Source organism: Massilia sp. NBRC 108631, assembly GCF_059704565.1.
Map to the genome: position 1 here is coordinate 22,855 of NZ_BAAKJE010000040.1, position 15,063 is coordinate 37,917.

The 15,063-nt window shown below is 65.3% G+C and carries 20 protein-coding genes; 13 read left to right on the forward strand and 7 right to left on the reverse strand.

From position 1 onward, the window contains the following. Nucleotides 1-16 precede the first annotated feature (16 nt). On the reverse strand, nt 17-2,074 hold the full coding sequence (locus AC6H42_RS04140; protein ID WP_497547471.1) for an AsmA family protein: 2,058 nt from the start codon (nt 2,072-2,074) through the stop codon (nt 17-19). A 121-nt stretch (nt 2,075-2,195) separates the two neighbouring features. On the opposite strand from AC6H42_RS04140, the gene AC6H42_RS04145 reads away from it, so the two are divergent. From AC6H42_RS04145 to AC6H42_RS04170, 6 genes are all read left to right on the forward strand, one after another. Continuing rightward, on the forward strand, nt 2,196-2,588 hold the full coding sequence (locus tag AC6H42_RS04145; RefSeq protein WP_057155782.1) for a DUF4398 domain-containing protein: 393 nt from the start codon (nt 2,196-2,198) through the stop codon (nt 2,586-2,588). A gap of 15 nt (nt 2,589-2,603) precedes the next feature. Beyond that, complete coding sequence (locus AC6H42_RS04150) at nt 2,604-3,515, forward strand: OmpA family protein (protein WP_497547472.1); 912 nt, start codon at nt 2,604-2,606, stop codon at nt 3,513-3,515. 21 nt (nt 3,516-3,536) lie between these two features. Next, nucleotides 3,537-4,073: a ferritin-like domain-containing protein gene (locus AC6H42_RS04155; RefSeq protein WP_057155780.1), complete on the forward strand. Its 537-nt coding sequence runs from the start codon at nt 3,537-3,539 to the stop codon at nt 4,071-4,073. A 63-nt stretch (nt 4,074-4,136) separates the two neighbouring features. Next, nucleotides 4,137-4,439, forward strand: a complete 303-nt coding sequence (locus AC6H42_RS04160) for an ElaB/YgaM/YqjD family protein (RefSeq protein WP_057155779.1) — start codon at nt 4,137-4,139, stop codon at nt 4,437-4,439. 21 nt (nt 4,440-4,460) lie between these two features. Further along, complete coding sequence (locus AC6H42_RS04165) at nt 4,461-4,841, forward strand: phage holin family protein (RefSeq protein WP_057155778.1); 381 nt, start codon at nt 4,461-4,463, stop codon at nt 4,839-4,841. Between the two features lie 26 nt (nt 4,842-4,867). After that, a complete protein-coding gene (locus tag AC6H42_RS04170) occupies nt 4,868-5,293 on the forward strand; it encodes a hypothetical protein (protein ID WP_057155777.1) in 426 nt (141 codons plus the stop codon). A gap of 70 nt (nt 5,294-5,363) precedes the next feature. Here AC6H42_RS04170 and AC6H42_RS04175 read toward each other — a convergent pair whose 3' ends face one another. Genes AC6H42_RS04175 through AC6H42_RS04185 form a run of 3 tightly spaced genes read right to left on the reverse strand, consistent with a single transcriptional unit; the run spans nt 5,364 to nt 6,368 of the window. Next, nucleotides 5,364-5,714: a hypothetical protein gene (locus AC6H42_RS04175; protein WP_497547473.1), complete on the reverse strand. Its 351-nt coding sequence runs from the start codon at nt 5,712-5,714 to the stop codon at nt 5,364-5,366. 25 nt (nt 5,715-5,739) lie between these two features. Next, nucleotides 5,740-5,892, reverse strand: a complete 153-nt coding sequence (locus AC6H42_RS04180; protein WP_082551849.1) for a DUF3309 domain-containing protein — start codon at nt 5,890-5,892, stop codon at nt 5,740-5,742. A gap of 32 nt (nt 5,893-5,924) precedes the next feature. Beyond that, nucleotides 5,925-6,368, reverse strand: a complete 444-nt coding sequence (locus AC6H42_RS04185) for an outer membrane lipoprotein (protein ID WP_057155775.1) — start codon at nt 6,366-6,368, stop codon at nt 5,925-5,927. Between the two features lie 205 nt (nt 6,369-6,573). Between AC6H42_RS04185 and AC6H42_RS04190 the strand changes: the two genes are divergently transcribed. The 4 genes from AC6H42_RS04190 (at nt 6,574) to AC6H42_RS04205 (ending at nt 9,211) form a co-directional block, all read left to right on the forward strand. Beyond that, nucleotides 6,574-6,888 carry a BON domain-containing protein gene (locus tag AC6H42_RS04190; protein ID WP_057155774.1) on the forward strand — a complete coding sequence of 105 codons (315 nt, stop codon included), beginning with the start codon at nt 6,574-6,576 and terminating at the stop codon, nt 6,886-6,888. Nucleotides 6,889-6,939: 51 nt separating this feature from the next. Continuing rightward, nucleotides 6,940-8,154, forward strand: coding sequence for an AI-2E family transporter (locus AC6H42_RS04195; protein ID WP_229418194.1), 1,215 nt, complete (start codon nt 6,940-6,942; stop codon nt 8,152-8,154). A 61-nt stretch (nt 8,155-8,215) separates the two neighbouring features. After that, nucleotides 8,216-8,506, forward strand: coding sequence for a hypothetical protein (locus AC6H42_RS04200; protein WP_057155773.1), 291 nt, complete (start codon nt 8,216-8,218; stop codon nt 8,504-8,506). A 114-nt stretch (nt 8,507-8,620) separates the two neighbouring features. Beyond that, nucleotides 8,621-9,211: a hypothetical protein gene (locus AC6H42_RS04205; RefSeq protein ID WP_497547474.1), complete on the forward strand. Its 591-nt coding sequence runs from the start codon at nt 8,621-8,623 to the stop codon at nt 9,209-9,211. Here AC6H42_RS04205 and AC6H42_RS04210 read toward each other — a convergent pair. From AC6H42_RS04210 to AC6H42_RS04220, 3 genes are all read right to left on the reverse strand, one after another. Next, nucleotides 9,208-10,104 carry a YihY/virulence factor BrkB family protein gene (locus AC6H42_RS04210; RefSeq protein ID WP_057155771.1) on the reverse strand — a complete coding sequence of 299 codons (897 nt, stop codon included), beginning with the start codon at nt 10,102-10,104 and terminating at the stop codon, nt 9,208-9,210. The two genes, AC6H42_RS04205 and AC6H42_RS04210, sit on opposite strands and share 4 nt — an antisense overlap. Nucleotides 10,105-10,178: 74 nt before the next feature. Then, the gene (locus AC6H42_RS04215; RefSeq protein ID WP_229418193.1) at nt 10,179-11,225 is read right to left on the reverse strand and encodes an OmpA family protein; all 1,047 of its coding nucleotides are present in this window, start codon (nt 11,223-11,225) and stop codon (nt 10,179-10,181) included. A gap of 287 nt (nt 11,226-11,512) precedes the next feature. Beyond that, nucleotides 11,513-11,770, reverse strand: coding sequence for a hypothetical protein (locus AC6H42_RS04220; RefSeq protein WP_497547475.1), 258 nt, complete (start codon nt 11,768-11,770; stop codon nt 11,513-11,515). 289 nt (nt 11,771-12,059) lie between these two features. Here AC6H42_RS04220 and AC6H42_RS04225 point away from each other — a divergent pair, with 289 nt between their 5' ends. From AC6H42_RS04225 to AC6H42_RS04235, 3 genes are all read left to right on the forward strand, one after another. Continuing rightward, nucleotides 12,060-12,635 (forward strand): winged helix-turn-helix domain-containing protein, encoded by a 576-nt coding sequence (locus AC6H42_RS04225; protein WP_057156094.1) that lies wholly within the window; start codon nt 12,060-12,062, stop codon nt 12,633-12,635. Nucleotides 12,636-12,781: 146 nt separating this feature from the next. Continuing rightward, the gene (locus AC6H42_RS04230; protein ID WP_057156093.1) at nt 12,782-13,696 is read left to right on the forward strand and encodes a M90 family metallopeptidase; all 915 of its coding nucleotides are present in this window, start codon (nt 12,782-12,784) and stop codon (nt 13,694-13,696) included. Between the two features lie 80 nt (nt 13,697-13,776). Next, entirely contained in the window at nt 13,777-15,060 is a 1,284-nt protein-coding gene (locus tag AC6H42_RS04235; protein WP_057155768.1) for an ATP-binding protein, read from the forward strand. Nucleotides 15,061-15,063: the final 3 nt, after the last annotated feature.

Below are 15,063 nucleotides of genomic sequence, written 5' to 3' on the forward strand. Positions count from 1 at the left end.
ACGGCATAAGTGTTACTTATTGTTTCCGCGCCGGACGGCCCTTGAGCGTCTTGCCGGGCGGCGGCGCCACCGGCTTGCTGCGCGCCTGTGCCAGCAGCCTGCCGCAGTCGCTGTCCTTGCCGGGCCCGGTGTTGATCAAGGGCAGCAGCGCCGCCGCCGGCGCCGCCGCGACCGCCAGTGCCACCGCGCCGCCCGCCTTCAGGGCCAGCGTGCCCTTGTCCACGCTCACGTCCGGGTTCTTGAAGGTGCCGGTGACGTACAGCGGCGAACGCAGCGTGAAGATGCGCAAGCCCTTGCTGTCGGGCTTGAGCGTGAGGTTCAGCTGCTCGCTGGCCAGGTTGACGCTGCCGTTCACGTCGATCACGGCGTCGTCGGTGTCGACGATGAATTCGCGCGTTTGCGCCAGCCCGTTGGTGACGGCGAAATCGGCCGCCATGCAGTTGAGCTTGACCTGCTTGTCGCCGGACAGCTTGGTCAGCACCACGTTGCCGAGGTTCAGGCCCATCTGCTCGAGCAGCAGCTTGCTGATGCTGCCCTGGTTGATCAAGGCCTTCACTTCGCCATTGGAGGCGGCCAGCAAGGTCGCCACCGAGTCGCCGGTGGCGCTGAGCGAGGCGTCGCCGTTGATCTCGCCCACGCTGGCCTTCAGGCCGTCCAGCGTGGGGAACAGCTCCTTGAGCTTCAGGTGGCGCGCGCTGGCCTTGAGTTCGGCGCGGATGGCGTTCTTGTCGGTGCGGCCGCTGCCGTCGAGCTTGACGTTCGAGGCCAGTTTGCCGCCGGCCCAGTCGAAGTTGAGCGGCGTCAGCGCCAGCACGCCGTCCTTCAGGTGGATGTCGGTCACCAGGTTGGCGATCGGCAGCTGTTTTTCGCGCACGATGCGGTCGGCCTTGAACTTGACGTCGGCATCGATGCTGGTCCAGCGCTCGGTGCGGAATTTCTCCACCGGCAGCACCTTGCCGCTGGGCTGCACCGCGGGCAGGCCGCGCGCCTGCTTGCTGGCATTGGAGTCGGCACCCACCAGCGGGCCGAGGTCGGCGAACTGCAGCAGGCGCGACTCGACGTTGCCGCTCAGGTAGCCGCGCGGCCGCTTCTGCTGGTATTCCATGTGGCCGCCGATGTCGCTCGAGCCCACCTTGCCGGTGAACTTGTCGTAGATGTAGTGGCCGCTGTCCTTGCCCAGCGTGGCTTTCAGGCGCCCGGAGGTCGTGAAGGGCGGCGTTTCCGGCAGCACGATGCCGGTCAGGCCGTACAGGCGCGCCATGCTGGGCGCGGCCATGGTCAGCTTCACGTCAAGCGCGGCCAGCGCGGTGGGCCGGGTCAGCGTGCCTTCGATGGCGATGCGGGTGCCGCCCAGGTTGACGTCGGCCGCCAGCGGGTAGGGCGTGGCCTGCTGCTGCAGCGACAGCACCGCGCCGGCCTTGCCGTGCCCGCTAACCGGCGCGCCGCGCCACTGGCCCTTGAGCTTCCACGACACGCCGTAGGTGGGATCGGCATTGATGGTGTCGATCTCGGCGGTGGCGTCGGCCTTGGCCAGCGCGTCCTTGTAGTGCACGGTGCCCTTGTTGAACACCACGCGCTGCAAATCCAGCCGCCACGGCGAGGGCTTGTCCTTTTTCTCGAAGGTCCAGTTGTTCTGGCCGTCCTCGCTGCGCTGCAGCAGCACGGTGGGCGCCTCGAACCTCAGCACCGGGATCGAGATCTGCTTGTTGAGCAGGGCGAAGGGATTGAGCGAGAAGGAGAATTCGCCCACGCTGGCCATCTCGGCCGGCTGCATGCCGGCCGGATTGCCCAGGTGGATGTCGCGCGCCACCAGATGCGGCCACGGCAGGCGGTCGCGCCAGCTGCGTTCGCGCTCCGGCACGATTTGTTTTTCCCACGTCAGCGCCAGGTTGCCATCGATGGAGAAGGGGCGGCCGATGGCCTCGCTGGTCTTTTCGCTGAGCCAGGGACGGGCCCGGTTCCAGTCGTAGTTGAGCAGCACGATGAGCGCGACGGCGGGCACGGCGAGCAAGGTGCCGCCGATGGCGAGGGCGATTTTTGTTCTGCGCGGCATGGTCATGGGGCGGCCTTTCATACAGAGAGCATGGCGTCAGCCTACACCACGCATGGCGGGTGCAATGTGCGGCACCGTACTGAATGGGTTCTCCAGAACGCTTATAACGTCGATACCCCTCATACATTCAAGGAGAAAAACAATGAACGCTACGCTGCGTATCCAATACAGCTCCGCCATTTGCGGCCTGGCCCTGCTGATGCTGGCCGGCTGTGCCAGCCAGAAAGCCCCCGCTACCGCCGATGTCGCCGTCTCGCGCGCGGCGGTCGAGAACGCCACCTCCGCCGGTGCGGCCGAACTGGCCCCGGCTGAAATGACGTCGGCGCGCGAGAAAATGCTGCGCGCCAACCAGGCGCTGGCCGCCAAGGATTACCAGGCCGCGCGCGACCTGGCCACCCAGGCCCAGGCCGATGCCCGCCTGGCGCAGAGCAAGGCCAACTCGGCCAAGGCCACCGCCGCCGCCGACGCGCTGCAGGAAAACATCCGCGTGCTGCGCGAAGAGCTGGACCGCGCCAACACCACCACCGTCAAATAATCCAGGGAGACCACCATGAAGATGATATTCAAACCGGCCGCGCTGGCGCTGGCCATCGCACTGGGCGCCTGCAGCTCCGCACCCACCACCACCAGCCTGCTGGACCAGACCCGCGGCGACTACATGGCCGCCCAGAACAACCCTGCGGTGGCGCAGTATGCGCCGGTGGAATTCCGCCAGGCCACGGCCGCGCTGGACCGCGCCAATGAAGCGGCCGCCCGCAAGGACGATGCCGCCGAGGTGGACAAGCTCGCCTATATCGCCAAGCAGCGCATCGGCGTGGCGCAGGAAGTGGCCAAGCAGAAGGGCGCCGAGGCCCAGGTGGCGGACGCGGCGCGCCAGCGCGACCAGATCCGCCTGGACGCGCGCACCGCCGAGGCCGAGAACGCCAAGCGCAGCGCCGAGCAGGCCCAGGCGCAAGCCGAGGCGGCCCGCAGCCAGGCCGACGCGGCCCGCATGGCGGCCGAGACCCAGGCCGGCGCCACGCGCGACGCGCAAGCCAAGGCCGACGCCCTGGCGGCCCAGCTGGCCGACCTGCAGGCCAAGCAGACCGAACGCGGCATCGTGATCACCTTCGGTGACGTGCTGTTCAATACCGACCAGGCGGTGCTGACCGAAGGCGGCCAGCGCACGCTGCGCAAGCTGGCCGACGTGCTGACCCAGAACCCGGACCGCAGCGTGATGGTGGAGGGCTTTACCGACAGCACCGGCAGTTCGGCGCACAACCTGGAACTGTCGCAGCGGCGCGCCGAGGCGGTGCGCAGCGCGCTGATGGCCATGGGCATTGAAGGCACGCGCGTGGCCACCCGCGGCTACGGTGAAGCCTATCCGGTGGCCGGCAACGACTCGGCCGGCAACCGCCAGCTGAACCGTCGCGTGGAAATCGTGCTGTCCGATGCGGGCCGCCCGGTGAACTCGCGCCGATGAACCCATTGAAAAGGAACTGTCATGGCTGAATCCACATTATCCCCACCCGCCGGCATCGATACGGCAGCCATCCGCGCGGCAGCGCAAAACCTGTCGGACGGCCCGGTCACGGCCGGCTACAAGGGCGACCGCGAAGCGGTCATCAAGATGTTGAACGGTGCGCTGGCGACCGAACTGGTCTGCATATTGCGCTACAAGCGCCACTACTACACAGTGGCCGGACGCGACAACGCCGGCGTCAAGGCCGAGTTCCTGGAGCATGCCGTCCAGGAACAGGAACACGCCGACTGGCTGGCTGAGCGTATCATTCAGTTAAACGGCCAACCTGATTTTAATCCGGCAACGTTGCTCGATCGCAGCCATGCCGAGTATGATGAGTCTGGGGAGGTGCAGTCGATGGTGCGCGCCAACCTGATCGCCGAGCGGGTGGCCATCGAGTCCTACCGCCAGATGATCGAGCAGATCGGCGACTCGGACCCGACGACCAGGCAATTGTTGATCAAGATCATGGCAGTCGAAGAGGAACACGCCGACGATATGCGGGATCTGCTCGAGTAAGCGCTCGAATCAAGTCCTCTTTTTTGCAGTACGTTTAACCCACCATAACAACAGGAGTCCATCATGCTTGAAAATAACATCAGTACCGTGAACAACGACGTGAAAACCCTGGTCAAGGACGCCCAGGCGCTGTTCACCGCAGCCACCGCGCTGACCGGCGAAAAGGCCGAAGAACTGCGCGGCCGCGGCATGCGCGCGCTCGACACGGCGCTGGCCAAGGCCCACGAGGCGCAGCAAAGCGCCGTCGCGGCCGGCAAGCAAATGGCACAGTCGACCGATGCCTACGTGAAGGAAAACCCATGGCGTTCGATCGCGCTGGCCGCTGGCGTGGGCCTGCTGGTGGGTGTGATCCTGGGCCGCAAGTAATTGCCCGTGCCAGGAGCTGACATGGAGCAACCTGCATCGCCTGCCCCTGGCTTGATCGGCTCGCTGGCCGGCGTGTGCCGCAACACGGCGCGGCTGATCCTGTCGCGCATCGAACTGGCTGCGCTGGAGCTGTCCGAGGTGCGCGAGCACCTGGTGCAGCTGTCGGTGGTGTTTGCGCTGGCGCTGGTGGCCGGCTGGTTCGCGGTGGCCTTCACCACGGCCACCGTGGTCTATCTGGCGTGGGAAGCGATCGGCTGGAAAATCCTGCTGATCCTGGCCGCCGGGTTCATCATCATCACCCTGTGGCTGGTGATGATGGCGCGCGGCCTGCTGCGGCAGAAAAAGCTGGGATTGCCCATGACGATGGCGGAGCTGCAAGGCGACCGCGATATGTTGCTGTAACCAGGCTGTTGTAATGTGGAGTGTCCATGACTAAGCAAGAACACGCGGCCCTGGCCGCCGCCAAGGAAAAGCTGGTGCTGGAAGGCCAGTTGTACCGCGTCAGCGTGGTGCATGCCAAGGCCCAGGTCGCCAATGCGCTGCGTCCCGACGCCATCGTGCACAGCGCCATCGAACATGCGCTGGGCGCGGTGCAGCAGCGCTTCGCCGGGCTGTTCGGCGGCGGTGCGCCGGCAGGCGCCGATGGGCATGGCCAGGGCGCAGCCGCCGGCCTGGGCGGCCTGGCCAGCCTGGCCGGCGTCATCGGCCTGGTGAAGGGCATGGGATTGACGCGCGCGCTGCCCATCGCGATCCGGGTGGGCGCCTTCGTGGCGCGTCGCCGCCTCGTCAAGCCGGCGCTGTTTGCCGGCGCGGCGGCCCTGGCGGCCGGCCTTTGGCTGTCCAGGCGCAAGTAGCGCTGCCTGCCTGGCAGCAAAAAAAACGCCGCGAAGTTCGCGGCGTTTTTTCATGGCGCGGCGGATCGCTTCATTGTCCGCTGGTGTCATAAGCGCCTTGCTGCGGGTGGTTGGCCTTGGCGATCTGCTGGCGCATATTGCCGATGTCCGCCGCGTAGGTGGCTTGCGCTTCCTTCATGCAGTCGGCGCGTTCCTGCTGCGCCAGCTGCTTGCACTCGGCGCGCGCTTCTGCCAGCGCGGCGTTGATTTCCTTGCGCAGCGTGGCCATCTGCTGCGCGGGCGTGCGGTCTTCCCTGGTCCAGCGGGCGGGATCGCCGCGCTTGATTTCCTGCTTTTGCTGGACCGCCACTTCGGGCGGCGTGACTTGCGCCTGCGCTGCGCAGCAGGCCGCTAGCGTGGCAATGGCTAAAGTTCGTTTCATAGAGTTCTCCTATGGCCGGCTAAAGTCATAGCCGGCCGGTAAACAGCATGAACAGCAGGATCAGCACGATCACTGCGGTAACGCCGCTGGGCGCATACCCCCAGTTGCGGCTGTGCGGCCAGGCTGGCAGCGCGCCTATCAGTAACAGAACCAGTACGATGAGGATAATGGTGCCCATGGCGTTCTCCTTGATTTCTTCGGGTTATGGTATTAGTAGCGATAGACGCGGCCATCGACCATGCGCACGCGGTTGCCCACGCGCAGGTCATACACGCTGTCCTGATTGACGGTGCGGTATTCGCCGTTGTCGAGCCGCACCGTGATCTGGTAGGCATCGTATGGCTGGTTGCGGTTGCGTTCGACGCTGTTGCCCACCAGTGCGCCACCGATGGCGCCGGCGGCGGTGGCCGCGGTGCGGCCGCTGCCGGAGCCGACCTGGTTGCCCACCAGCGCACCCACCAGGCCGCCGGTCACGGCGCCAACTCCACTGGTGGCGGGATCGAGACGGACAATCTGGATCGAATCGATCACCCCATGAGTGGAGTCGTTGCTGGCGGTGGAGTAATTGGTGGATGAGACGGGGGTGCTGGAGCAGCCGGTGATCAGGGTGGAAGCTGCGATCATCAGTGCCGCGACGGTTTGTGTAGTCTTCATGTCGATCTCCTGGAAAGTGTGCTTACAGCATAGTCAGCCTGACGGCAAGGGTCTGTGCGATGACGCACGAAGCCTTTCGGCGCCTGGGCTTGTTGCAAACGCAGAAAATAAATCACGGTGTGTACGCTAGCGTACAGATGGCGCGGCGCGGCTGGGTGACACTGCAGACTGCTCAGTTGAGCACTTTCCAACCAAGGAGAACACCATGAAGATCGCTCAAAAATTTGCCACCGCCGTGTTTACTGCCGCCACTGTCTTTGCTGTGGTCGGCTGCGCTTCCACCCCGACCAAAGAAGGTGCCGGCGAATACGTCGATGACACCGTGCTGACCACCAAAGTGAAAGCCAGCATCTTCAACGAGCCGACGCTGAAATCGACCGAGATCAATGTCGAGACCTTCAAAGGCACCGTGCAGCTGAGCGGCTTCGTGGCCCAGCCAGGCGACATCACCAAGGCCGGCGAAATTGCGCGCGGCGTGGCTGGCGTGAAGTCGGTCAAGAACGACATCCGCGTGAAGTAAGCATGCGGCCGGCGCCGTCCCTGCGGGGATGGTACCGGCAAGCGAAAGCATATGATGCACGCCGACGATGCAGCAAGCCGACCGCTGGATGCGGCGGCGTCATCCCCTTCCGTTCCGGTGCCCGACAAGCCGGACCTTGCGCAAGACACTCCCCCCGCCATACCGCCCGACGCCGCAGCCCGCCTGCCGCTGCACGTGCACGCGCGCGGCCTGGCGCTGGGCATAATCGCCACCGTCGCCTTCCTGTACGCGCTGCAATGGGCCAAGCACTTCCTGGTGCCCCTGCTGCTGGGCATCTTCATCGCTTATACCCTCAATCCGCTGGTGTGCTGGCTGGAGCGCATCCGCATTGCGCGGCCGCTGGGCGCCACGCTGGTCACGGCCGCCATCCTGTTCGGCTCGGCCGTCACGGCCGACAAGCTGCACGGCGAATTCCAGAACATCGTCGAAGAACTGCCCACCGTCACGCACAAACTGTCGCGCCTGCTGTCCGACAAGCTGGGCAAAGGACCGAGCACGCTCGAGCGCATCCAGGCCGTGGCCACCGAGATCGAGCAGGCCGCGTCCGGCGGCGCCAAGCGCACGCCGCGCAAGGCCATACCGGCCGAGCAGGGCGGCATCAAGGTGATCGACTGGGTGTGGGCCGGCTCGATGGGGGTGGCCGGCTTCGTCAGCCAGGCCGCGATGGTGATCTTCCTGGTGTTTTTCCTGCTGCTGGCGGGCGACACCTTCAAGCGCAAGCTGGTCAAGCTGACCGGGCCGTCGCTGAGCAAGAAAAAGGTGACGGTGCACATCCTGGAAGACATCAACAGCAGCATCCAGAGCTATATGTTCATGCTGCTGGTGACCAACCTGCTGCTGGCCTTGCTGATGTGGATGGCCCTGCGCGCCATCGGCCTGGAGAACGCCGGCGCCTGGGCCATCGTGGCCGGGCTGCTGCACCTGATGCCGTACTTCGGCCCCCTGCTGATCACCAGCGCCACCGGCGTGGTGGCCTTCCTGCAATTCGAATCGCTGCAAATGGTGTTGCTGGTGACCGGCGCCTCGCTGGCCATCGCCACCCTGGTGGGCACCTTCGTCACCACCTGGATGACGGGCCGCATCGCCCGCATGAACCCGGCCGCCGTGTTCGTCAGCCTGCTGTTCTGGGGCTGGCTGTGGGGCGTGTGGGGGCTGCTGCTGGGCGTGCCGGTGATCGTCATCGTCAAGGTGGTGGCCGAGCGCGTCGAGGGCATGGAAGTGGTGGCGGAGTTGCTGGGCGAGTAGCGCCCCGTGTATACTCGGGCGCAGGGCGCTTGCCGTGGCCCATCATCGCCAGGAGAGCACCGTGCCGCTGCACATACAAATCGAAACCGGGCAGGGCCGGGACCCGGCCTGCGTTCTGCCGGCGCAGGCATTGCAGCAGCTGCAGCCGGTGTTCGACGCATTCCGGCGGCAGACCGGAGTGCGGATGTCGGAATACGACAATACCAAGCTGCCGCCCAATCACGCCGGGCTGCTGGCGGACGCCATCGACGCCCTGTTCAAACAGGCCAAACCGGCCGACATCGCGGCGTTCCAGTCGCTGCTGCGCAAGGCGGCGGCGTCGCAGCTCTATCTCTACTGCGACGGCGAATAGCCGGCTGCGCGCCGCGCTCATCAGAAAAAATAGCCACTCCTGCAGTTGAAATTCCGGTCTCCGCGGCGTATAAAAACAGCTGCGTCCTTTTTGATGGCAACCACCGGAGAAAACATGACTACACCGATTGAAGGCACCCCTGGCAATGTCGAACGCAATGAACTGTCCTTTCCCGCCGCGGATGGACTGCTGGCGCTGGCGGACAGCGATGGCCACGCGCTGCCGGTTGAACGGCCCGGCGCGCAGGTGACGCGCGCGGTGCTGGCCGCCTTGCAGGACAGCGGGCTGGGGCTGGAGTTGGACGAGCGGAATTTACTATGCCTGCGCTATGGGCCGGCCGCGCACATGGTGTGCGTGTCGCGCCAGGCCGTGGCGCCGGAGCGCATGCCGGACTTGTTGAAGCACAAGATCGTGCTGGGCGCCGTCGCCACCCGCGCCATCGGCGACGAGGACTGGCGCGTCGACCATCTGCTGCTGGCGGAACCGGTGGCGGGGCTGGCGTGCAGCGTGCACGTGATGGTGCAGCGGCGCTCCGGCGAACTGGTGATGGCCGGCTGGGGCGAACTGGCGCACGGCCAGCTGCTGTTCCACCTGCACGCGGTGAGGCGGCCCGGCGCGGTGCCGGTCGCCATCGCCGGTTGCCTGGGGGACGGCCGCCTCGACATCACGCACGCTGCCGCCAGCATGCCGGACGCCATGCACTAAAGCAGCAAATTGCCGTGCTCGTCGCGCGGATGGTGGCGCAGGCTGCCCAGCTGCAGCGCGTACTGGCGCGCGAACTCGGCGCCGAGGAAGAAGATCTGCGCCGAGTAGTACACCCAGAGCAGCAGCGCGATCAGCGAGCCGGCAGCGCCGAAGCTGTTGGCCACGCCGCTGTTGCCGATGTAGGCGCCGATACCGTATTTGCCCAAGGTGAACAAGGCCGCCGTGCCGAGCGCGCCGATGGTGACGTCGTGCCAGGACAGCGCGATGCGCGGCAGCAGCTTGTAGATCACGCCGAACATGGCGGCGATCACCAGGAAGCCGATGGCCCAGTTGATGACCGACAGCGCCAGCGTGGCGCTGCTCCACAAGCCCTGCCAGTATTTCTCCAGCACCGCCAGCGCGGCGCTCACCACCAGCGACACCATCAGCAGAAAACCCAGCACCAGCACCATGCCGAAGGACAGCAGGCGGGTGCGCACGGTGTCCCACACGGTGCCTTGCGTCAGCGGCGGCAGCTGCCAGATTTCGTCCAGGCTGGATTTTAGTTCGGCAAAGACGGTGGTGGCGCCGAACAGCAGCAGGGCGCCCGCCACCAGCGTGGCCAGCTTGCCTTCTTCCTGGTTGCGGGCGCCGGCCAGCACGGCCTGCAGCGCTTCCGCGCCCTGCGGGCCGACCAGGCCGCGCAGCTGCCCGAACAGCTCGCCCTGCGCCGCCTGCTCGCCGTAGAAGGCGCCGGCGATGGCGATCACCAGCACCAGGATGGGCGCGATGGAGAACATGGTGTAGAAGGCCAGCGCTGCCCCCTTGCTGCTGGCGCGGTGCTCCAGCCATTCGGTGACGGTGCAGACGGCCACGCTGCGCAGCGTCTTCACCTTGGGCGGAATGTGTCTCATGGCAATATCTCCTTCCGAAAAAGAAAAAGGGGCCGAAGCCCCTTTTCCCAACAGTCAGACGACCGGCCGTGCGATTAGTTCACGCGGCGTTCGATGGTCACTTGATCGACTTCCACGCGGCGGTTAGGCTCCAGGCACTTGATCAGGTCGGCGCGCTTCTTGTTGTCGCACTGTACCACTGGCTGGGACTCGCCCTTGCCGACGGCGTTCAGGCGGTCAGCGGCAACGCCTTTACCGGTCAGGTAAGCCTTGACCGAGTTGGCGCGCTGTTCCGACAGCTTCTGGTTGTACTTGTCCGAACCCAGGCGGTCGGTGTGGCCGGTGATGGTCACGTTGCCGACGGATGGGTTGTTGTTCAGCAGCGTGGCCAGCTCGTCCAGCTTAGGCTGGTTCGGGTTCAGCTTGGCGCTGTCGAAGGCGAACAGTTCGGTCGCCGACATGGTGACCTTCTCGAAGCGCGGCGCTGGTGGCGGCGGTGGAGGAGGCGCTACCGGTGCCGGTGCTGGTGCTGCCACAGGCGCTGGCGCCGGTGCCGGCGGTGCTGCCGGTACTGGCTTAGGACCGAGCGCGTAGTTCAGCGCGAAGTTCAGGTAAGCATTGTTGCTGTTGGCGCCCACGCCCGGGAAAGCGTTGTCGCGCACGAAGGCGTGCACGTTGCGCAGGTCGGCTTGCAGCGACAGGCGGTCGGTCAGGTCGGACTGGAAGCCCACGCCGGCGCTGACGAACGGTGCGCTCTTTTCGCGCTCTGCGGCATTGCGCAGGTTGGTGCGCGAACGCTCGGCGCCGATACCGACCAGCAGGAAGGGACGCACGGCTTTGCGCGAGAACAGGTACAGGCCGTCCACGCCCAGCGTTTCTTGCTGGTAGCGGGTGCCGTTGTCGCGGCTGCGGGCATAGGTGTAACCGGTCTGGATGTCCCAGTTCTGGTTCAGGGCTTTACCGAACTTCAGGCCGGCGCCATGGCCGCTCTTGTCGATGCCGAAGTCCGAGTCCTGGTCCATGATGCTCAGGCTGGGCTGGACGTACCAGTTAGGGTTGATCACGGCTTCCTGCGCCAGAGCGGCGGACGAGGCCAGCGACATCAGGGCTGCAACGATAGCAATTTTATTGGTCTTTTTCACAAGTAACTCCCGTTTTTATTTGAGGGTGGTGCTGCCTACACAGCGAAGTTTCCAGCTAGGTGCTGAGCTGTTGGACTGGACTTTATGGACATTTGCTCAATAGCTCCGTGCGCTACCGCACAAAACTCTTGCGCTACATCAAATGTGTTGTCGAATTGTGACGGTCCAGCCTGTGAACTGGCGTCAGTTTGCGCAGTCCAATGGAAACCGCGCCGTCACCATAAATGGTGCGGCGCGGTAGGTATTGTAGCAGAGTAACAAGCTTGGTGACTTGGCCAGCCCAGAATTTAGCGGGCAGGTGGTGGCGGCGCCGGTTCTTCCGCAGGTTTCGGAGCGTCCGGCACCACGATCAGGGTGTCGCCGGCTTTGCCCGGCTCGCCCGGTGCGCCCGGGGCGCCTTGCGGTCCAGGAGGGCCCGGCACAGGAACCGGCACCGCGGCCGGCGCCGGGGTTTCCACCGCCGGCGGGTTGTTAACAGTGGTTTTTTCGCAGGCGGTCAGGGTCAGGGCGGCGGCCACGGTGGCCAACAGGATGGAAATTTTCATGATCAGTCCTCTCTTTGGTAAAGATGGAATCACTGTAGCGGCCCCCGCAGCACTGCTCTGTTCGCGAACGCACCAAGCGGCCCCGCAAGGCCCATTATTGACCGATTGCTCACTTATGTTCGTTGCCGCACAGACCAAAACAGGCCGCCACGGCATTCTAGACCCCAGAAGTAGACGAATGCGTGGCCTGCAAGGCAGTCGGGCCCCTCGCCACGCAATCCTGGCTATCGTTATAAGGAGTGATGAAATGCATGCAATCAGAGATAACCAAAATTCCGGCCACGCCATGATGGAGCCTGCCAAGGCGGCAGACAAACCAAGGCTGACGCTGGTAGAACGTCCCGGTCCTATTCCTGAGCGCAAGGCCTTGTCGCTGGCGCCCATTGAGCGGGTGCGTTCGACTTCGGCTACGCTGCGCCGCATCGAAAACATGCAAAAGTTGATCGCCGAGCTGCAGCAACATGAAATGCTGGCCGACGAGATTGCATGGTTCCTCAAGTTTTCGCCTTCCGGCGCCCGCAAATACATCCGCGACCTGCGCGACGCCGGCGTGATCGAACTGGCCCGCTATATTGAAGGCACCGCCACCTACCTGGGCAAGGCGGTCTACCAGCTGACGCCCGACCCTGAGCGCGTGAAGCAGTTCCTGGCCGCCATCGTGCAGCCCAAGCGCGAAGGCGCGCCGCCGCGCAAGGAGCGCCCCAGCCTGCGGGAACAGGCCATGGCCGGCGCCGGCCGCCACTTCCATATCCTGGCCGACGACACCCATTATGCGATCCGCGTCAACCGCGGCCCGGTCACCCGCGATCCGCTCGTGGCAGCCCTGTTCGGCGCGCCGACCTCGCTGCAAAAGGCACAGCCGTAAAGCCGCCGCCCGTCCAGACGGGCGCCGCACCTGGTGCGGCCAGCAATGCTACACTCAAACAGCCGGAATGCGTTCCGGCTGTTGTGCATTGAATTGTCGGAAAGGAACCCCACCTGAGGCGGACAAGTTTCCTTATGGATGGCACTATGGACGGATTGTTGTGGATACCCGTGTTGGCGCTGGCAGTGGCCGCGCCGCTGCTGTACCCGCGCTGGCGGTTGCGGCGGGCACTGGCCCGGCCGCTGCCGGCTGCCGCCGAAGCGGTCTTGCAGCGCAATATCCCGGTGTACGCCAGCATGGGCGCCGCGCTGCAGCAGCAGCTGCGGCAACTGGTCAAGCAGTTCCTGCACCAGAAGAAATTCGTCGGCTGCGAGGGCCTGGAGCTGGATGACGAGATGCGTTACACCATCGCCGGCCAGGCCTGCCTGCTGCTGCTGAACCGGCCCAGCAAGGTGTACCGCGCGCTGCACACCATCCTGGTCTACCCCAGCGCCTTCCTGGTGCCGCGCCAGCAAATGGAGGCCGGCGGGGTGGTCACGGCCCACAAGCAGACGCTGCTGGGCGAGTCCTGGGATGACGGCCGCGTGGTGCTGTCCTGGGCCGACGTCAAGCGCGGCTACCGCGACTGGACCGACGGCCACAACGTGGTGCTGCACGAGTTCGCGCACCAGCTCGACAGCGAATCGGGCAGCACCAACGGTGCGCCCTACCTGGGCAGCCAGGACAGCTACCGCAGCTGGTCGGCGGTTCTGTCGCGCGACTACGACAATCTGCGCTACGACGCCTACTATGGCCGGCAGGACAGTGTGCTCGACCATTACGGCGCCACCAGTCCGGCCGAGTTTTTTGCCGTCGCCACCGAGACCTTCTTCGAGAAGCCGTGGCAGATGGCCGGCCGCCACGCCGCCCTTTATGACGAGTTCATGAAGTACTACCGGGTCGATCCGCGCGCCTGGCTGGACCAGCCGGCGGCGCCGCCGCTGCCGGAACCCGGCCCGGTCCCGCTGATGGCGGCCGGGCCCGGCGCGGCGCGCCGTTCCTACGCCATTGCAAGCTGGTAGGGGCCGGCATAAGGTGCGCTTTCCGTCGAGGAAAAGAGCATAATTCAAGCATGTCCTAGGCGCGCGGGAAGGGTGGCGACATGCAATTCGAGGAATTCGATTTTTTCACACAGGCCCCGGTGGCGCCGGCCGCAGCGGCAGAGGCCGCCTCGCCGCTGGTGCGCTTGCAATACCTGGTCGACAACACGCCCGCCATCATCTACTGCACCGTGCCCAGCGGCGACTTCAAGATGACCTTCGTCAGCAACAACGCCCTCAACGTGCTGGGTTACCGGCCGGAAGACATGGTGGCCGACCCCAACTTCTGGTTCGACCACATTCACCCGGACGACGCGCCCAATATCTTCTCCAGCCTGGCCAGCATCTTCACCGAAGGGCAGCGCGCCTACGAGTACCGCTTCCGCATCGCCGACGGCTCCTACCTGTGGATGCACGACAGCCTGCGCCTGATCCGCGACGAGCACGGCGCACCGCTGGAGGTGATCGGCTCGCTTACCGACATCACCGTGCGCAAGCACATGGAGCAGGCCCAGCATGACCTGATCGCCAAACTGCGCGAGGCCCACGAACAATTGCTGCAGTCGGAGAAAATGGCCTCGATCGGCCAGCTGGCGGCCGGCATCGCGCATGAGATCAACAACCCGGTGGGCTTCGTCAATTCCAATATGGGCACCTTGCGCAATTACGTGAGCACCCTGTTCGGCGTGGTCGATGCCTACGACCAGGCGCTGGCGGCGCAGCCGCTGCCGCCCGCGCTGGCGGCGCGCATCGGCGCGGCGCGCCAGGCGGCCGACCTGGAGTTTCTGCGCGAGGACGTCACCGAGCTGGTGAAGGAATCGATGGACGGGCTCAAGCGCGTCAAGGACATCGTGCAGGCGCTCAAGGATTTTTCGCACGTGGGCGAAACCGAGTGGCAGGTGGCCGATCTGCACCACGGCCTGGACAGCACGCTCAACATCGTGGCCAACGAGATCAAGTACAAATGCACGGTGGAAAAGCAGTACGGCGTGCTGCCGCAGGTCGAGTGCCTGGCCTCGCAGCTGAACCAGGTGTTCATGAATCTGCTGGTCAACGCCGGCCACGCCATCAAGGAGCGCGGCACCATCACCTTGCGCACCGGCGCCGAGAACGGCTGGGTCTGGATCGAGGTGGGCGATTCGGGCTGCGGCATCCCGCCGGAAAACCTGAACCGCATTTTCGAACCCTTCTTCACCACCAAGCCGGTCGGCAGCGGCACCGGGCTGGGCCTGTCGCTGTCCTACGGCATCGTCAACAAGCACGGCGGCCGCATCGAGGTGGCTTCCGAAGTGGGCAAGGGCACCCGCTTCACGATACGGCTGCCGGTGCACCCGCCCAAGGGCTGAGCG

Coding starts and splice junctions, on each gene's coding strand:
- AC6H42_RS04160 (WP_057155779.1), top strand. CDS start 4,137: ATGCTTGAAAATAACATCAGTACCGTGAACAACGACGTGAAAACCCTG.
- AC6H42_RS04185 (WP_057155775.1), bottom strand. CDS start 6,368: ATGAAGACTACACAAACCGTCGCGGCACTGATGATCGCAGCTTCCACC.
- AC6H42_RS04190 (WP_057155774.1), top strand. CDS start 6,574: ATGAAGATCGCTCAAAAATTTGCCACCGCCGTGTTTACTGCCGCCACT.
- AC6H42_RS04230 (WP_057156093.1), top strand. CDS start 12,782: ATGGACGGATTGTTGTGGATACCCGTGTTGGCGCTGGCAGTGGCCGCG.
- AC6H42_RS04140 (WP_497547471.1), bottom strand. CDS start 2,074: ATGAAAGGCCGCCCCATGACCATGCCGCGCAGAACAAAAATCGCCCTC.
- AC6H42_RS04175 (WP_497547473.1), bottom strand. CDS start 5,714: ATGAAACGAACTTTAGCCATTGCCACGCTAGCGGCCTGCTGCGCAGCG.
- AC6H42_RS04195 (WP_229418194.1), top strand. CDS start 6,940: ATGATGCACGCCGACGATGCAGCAAGCCGACCGCTGGATGCGGCGGCG.
- AC6H42_RS04170 (WP_057155777.1), top strand. CDS start 4,868: ATGACTAAGCAAGAACACGCGGCCCTGGCCGCCGCCAAGGAAAAGCTG.
- AC6H42_RS04220 (WP_497547475.1), bottom strand. CDS start 11,770: ATGAAAATTTCCATCCTGTTGGCCACCGTGGCCGCCGCCCTGACCCTG.
- AC6H42_RS04225 (WP_057156094.1), top strand. CDS start 12,060: ATGGAGCCTGCCAAGGCGGCAGACAAACCAAGGCTGACGCTGGTAGAA.
- AC6H42_RS04155 (WP_057155780.1), top strand. CDS start 3,537: ATGGCTGAATCCACATTATCCCCACCCGCCGGCATCGATACGGCAGCC.
- AC6H42_RS04145 (WP_057155782.1), top strand. CDS start 2,196: ATGAACGCTACGCTGCGTATCCAATACAGCTCCGCCATTTGCGGCCTG.
- AC6H42_RS04235 (WP_057155768.1), top strand. CDS start 13,777: ATGCAATTCGAGGAATTCGATTTTTTCACACAGGCCCCGGTGGCGCCG.
- AC6H42_RS04180 (WP_082551849.1), bottom strand. CDS start 5,892: ATGGGCACCATTATCCTCATCGTACTGGTTCTGTTACTGATAGGCGCG.
- AC6H42_RS04205 (WP_497547474.1), top strand. CDS start 8,621: ATGACTACACCGATTGAAGGCACCCCTGGCAATGTCGAACGCAATGAA.
- AC6H42_RS04165 (WP_057155778.1), top strand. CDS start 4,461: ATGGAGCAACCTGCATCGCCTGCCCCTGGCTTGATCGGCTCGCTGGCC.
- AC6H42_RS04210 (WP_057155771.1), bottom strand. CDS start 10,104: ATGAGACACATTCCGCCCAAGGTGAAGACGCTGCGCAGCGTGGCCGTC.
- AC6H42_RS04150 (WP_497547472.1), top strand. CDS start 2,604: ATGAAGATGATATTCAAACCGGCCGCGCTGGCGCTGGCCATCGCACTG.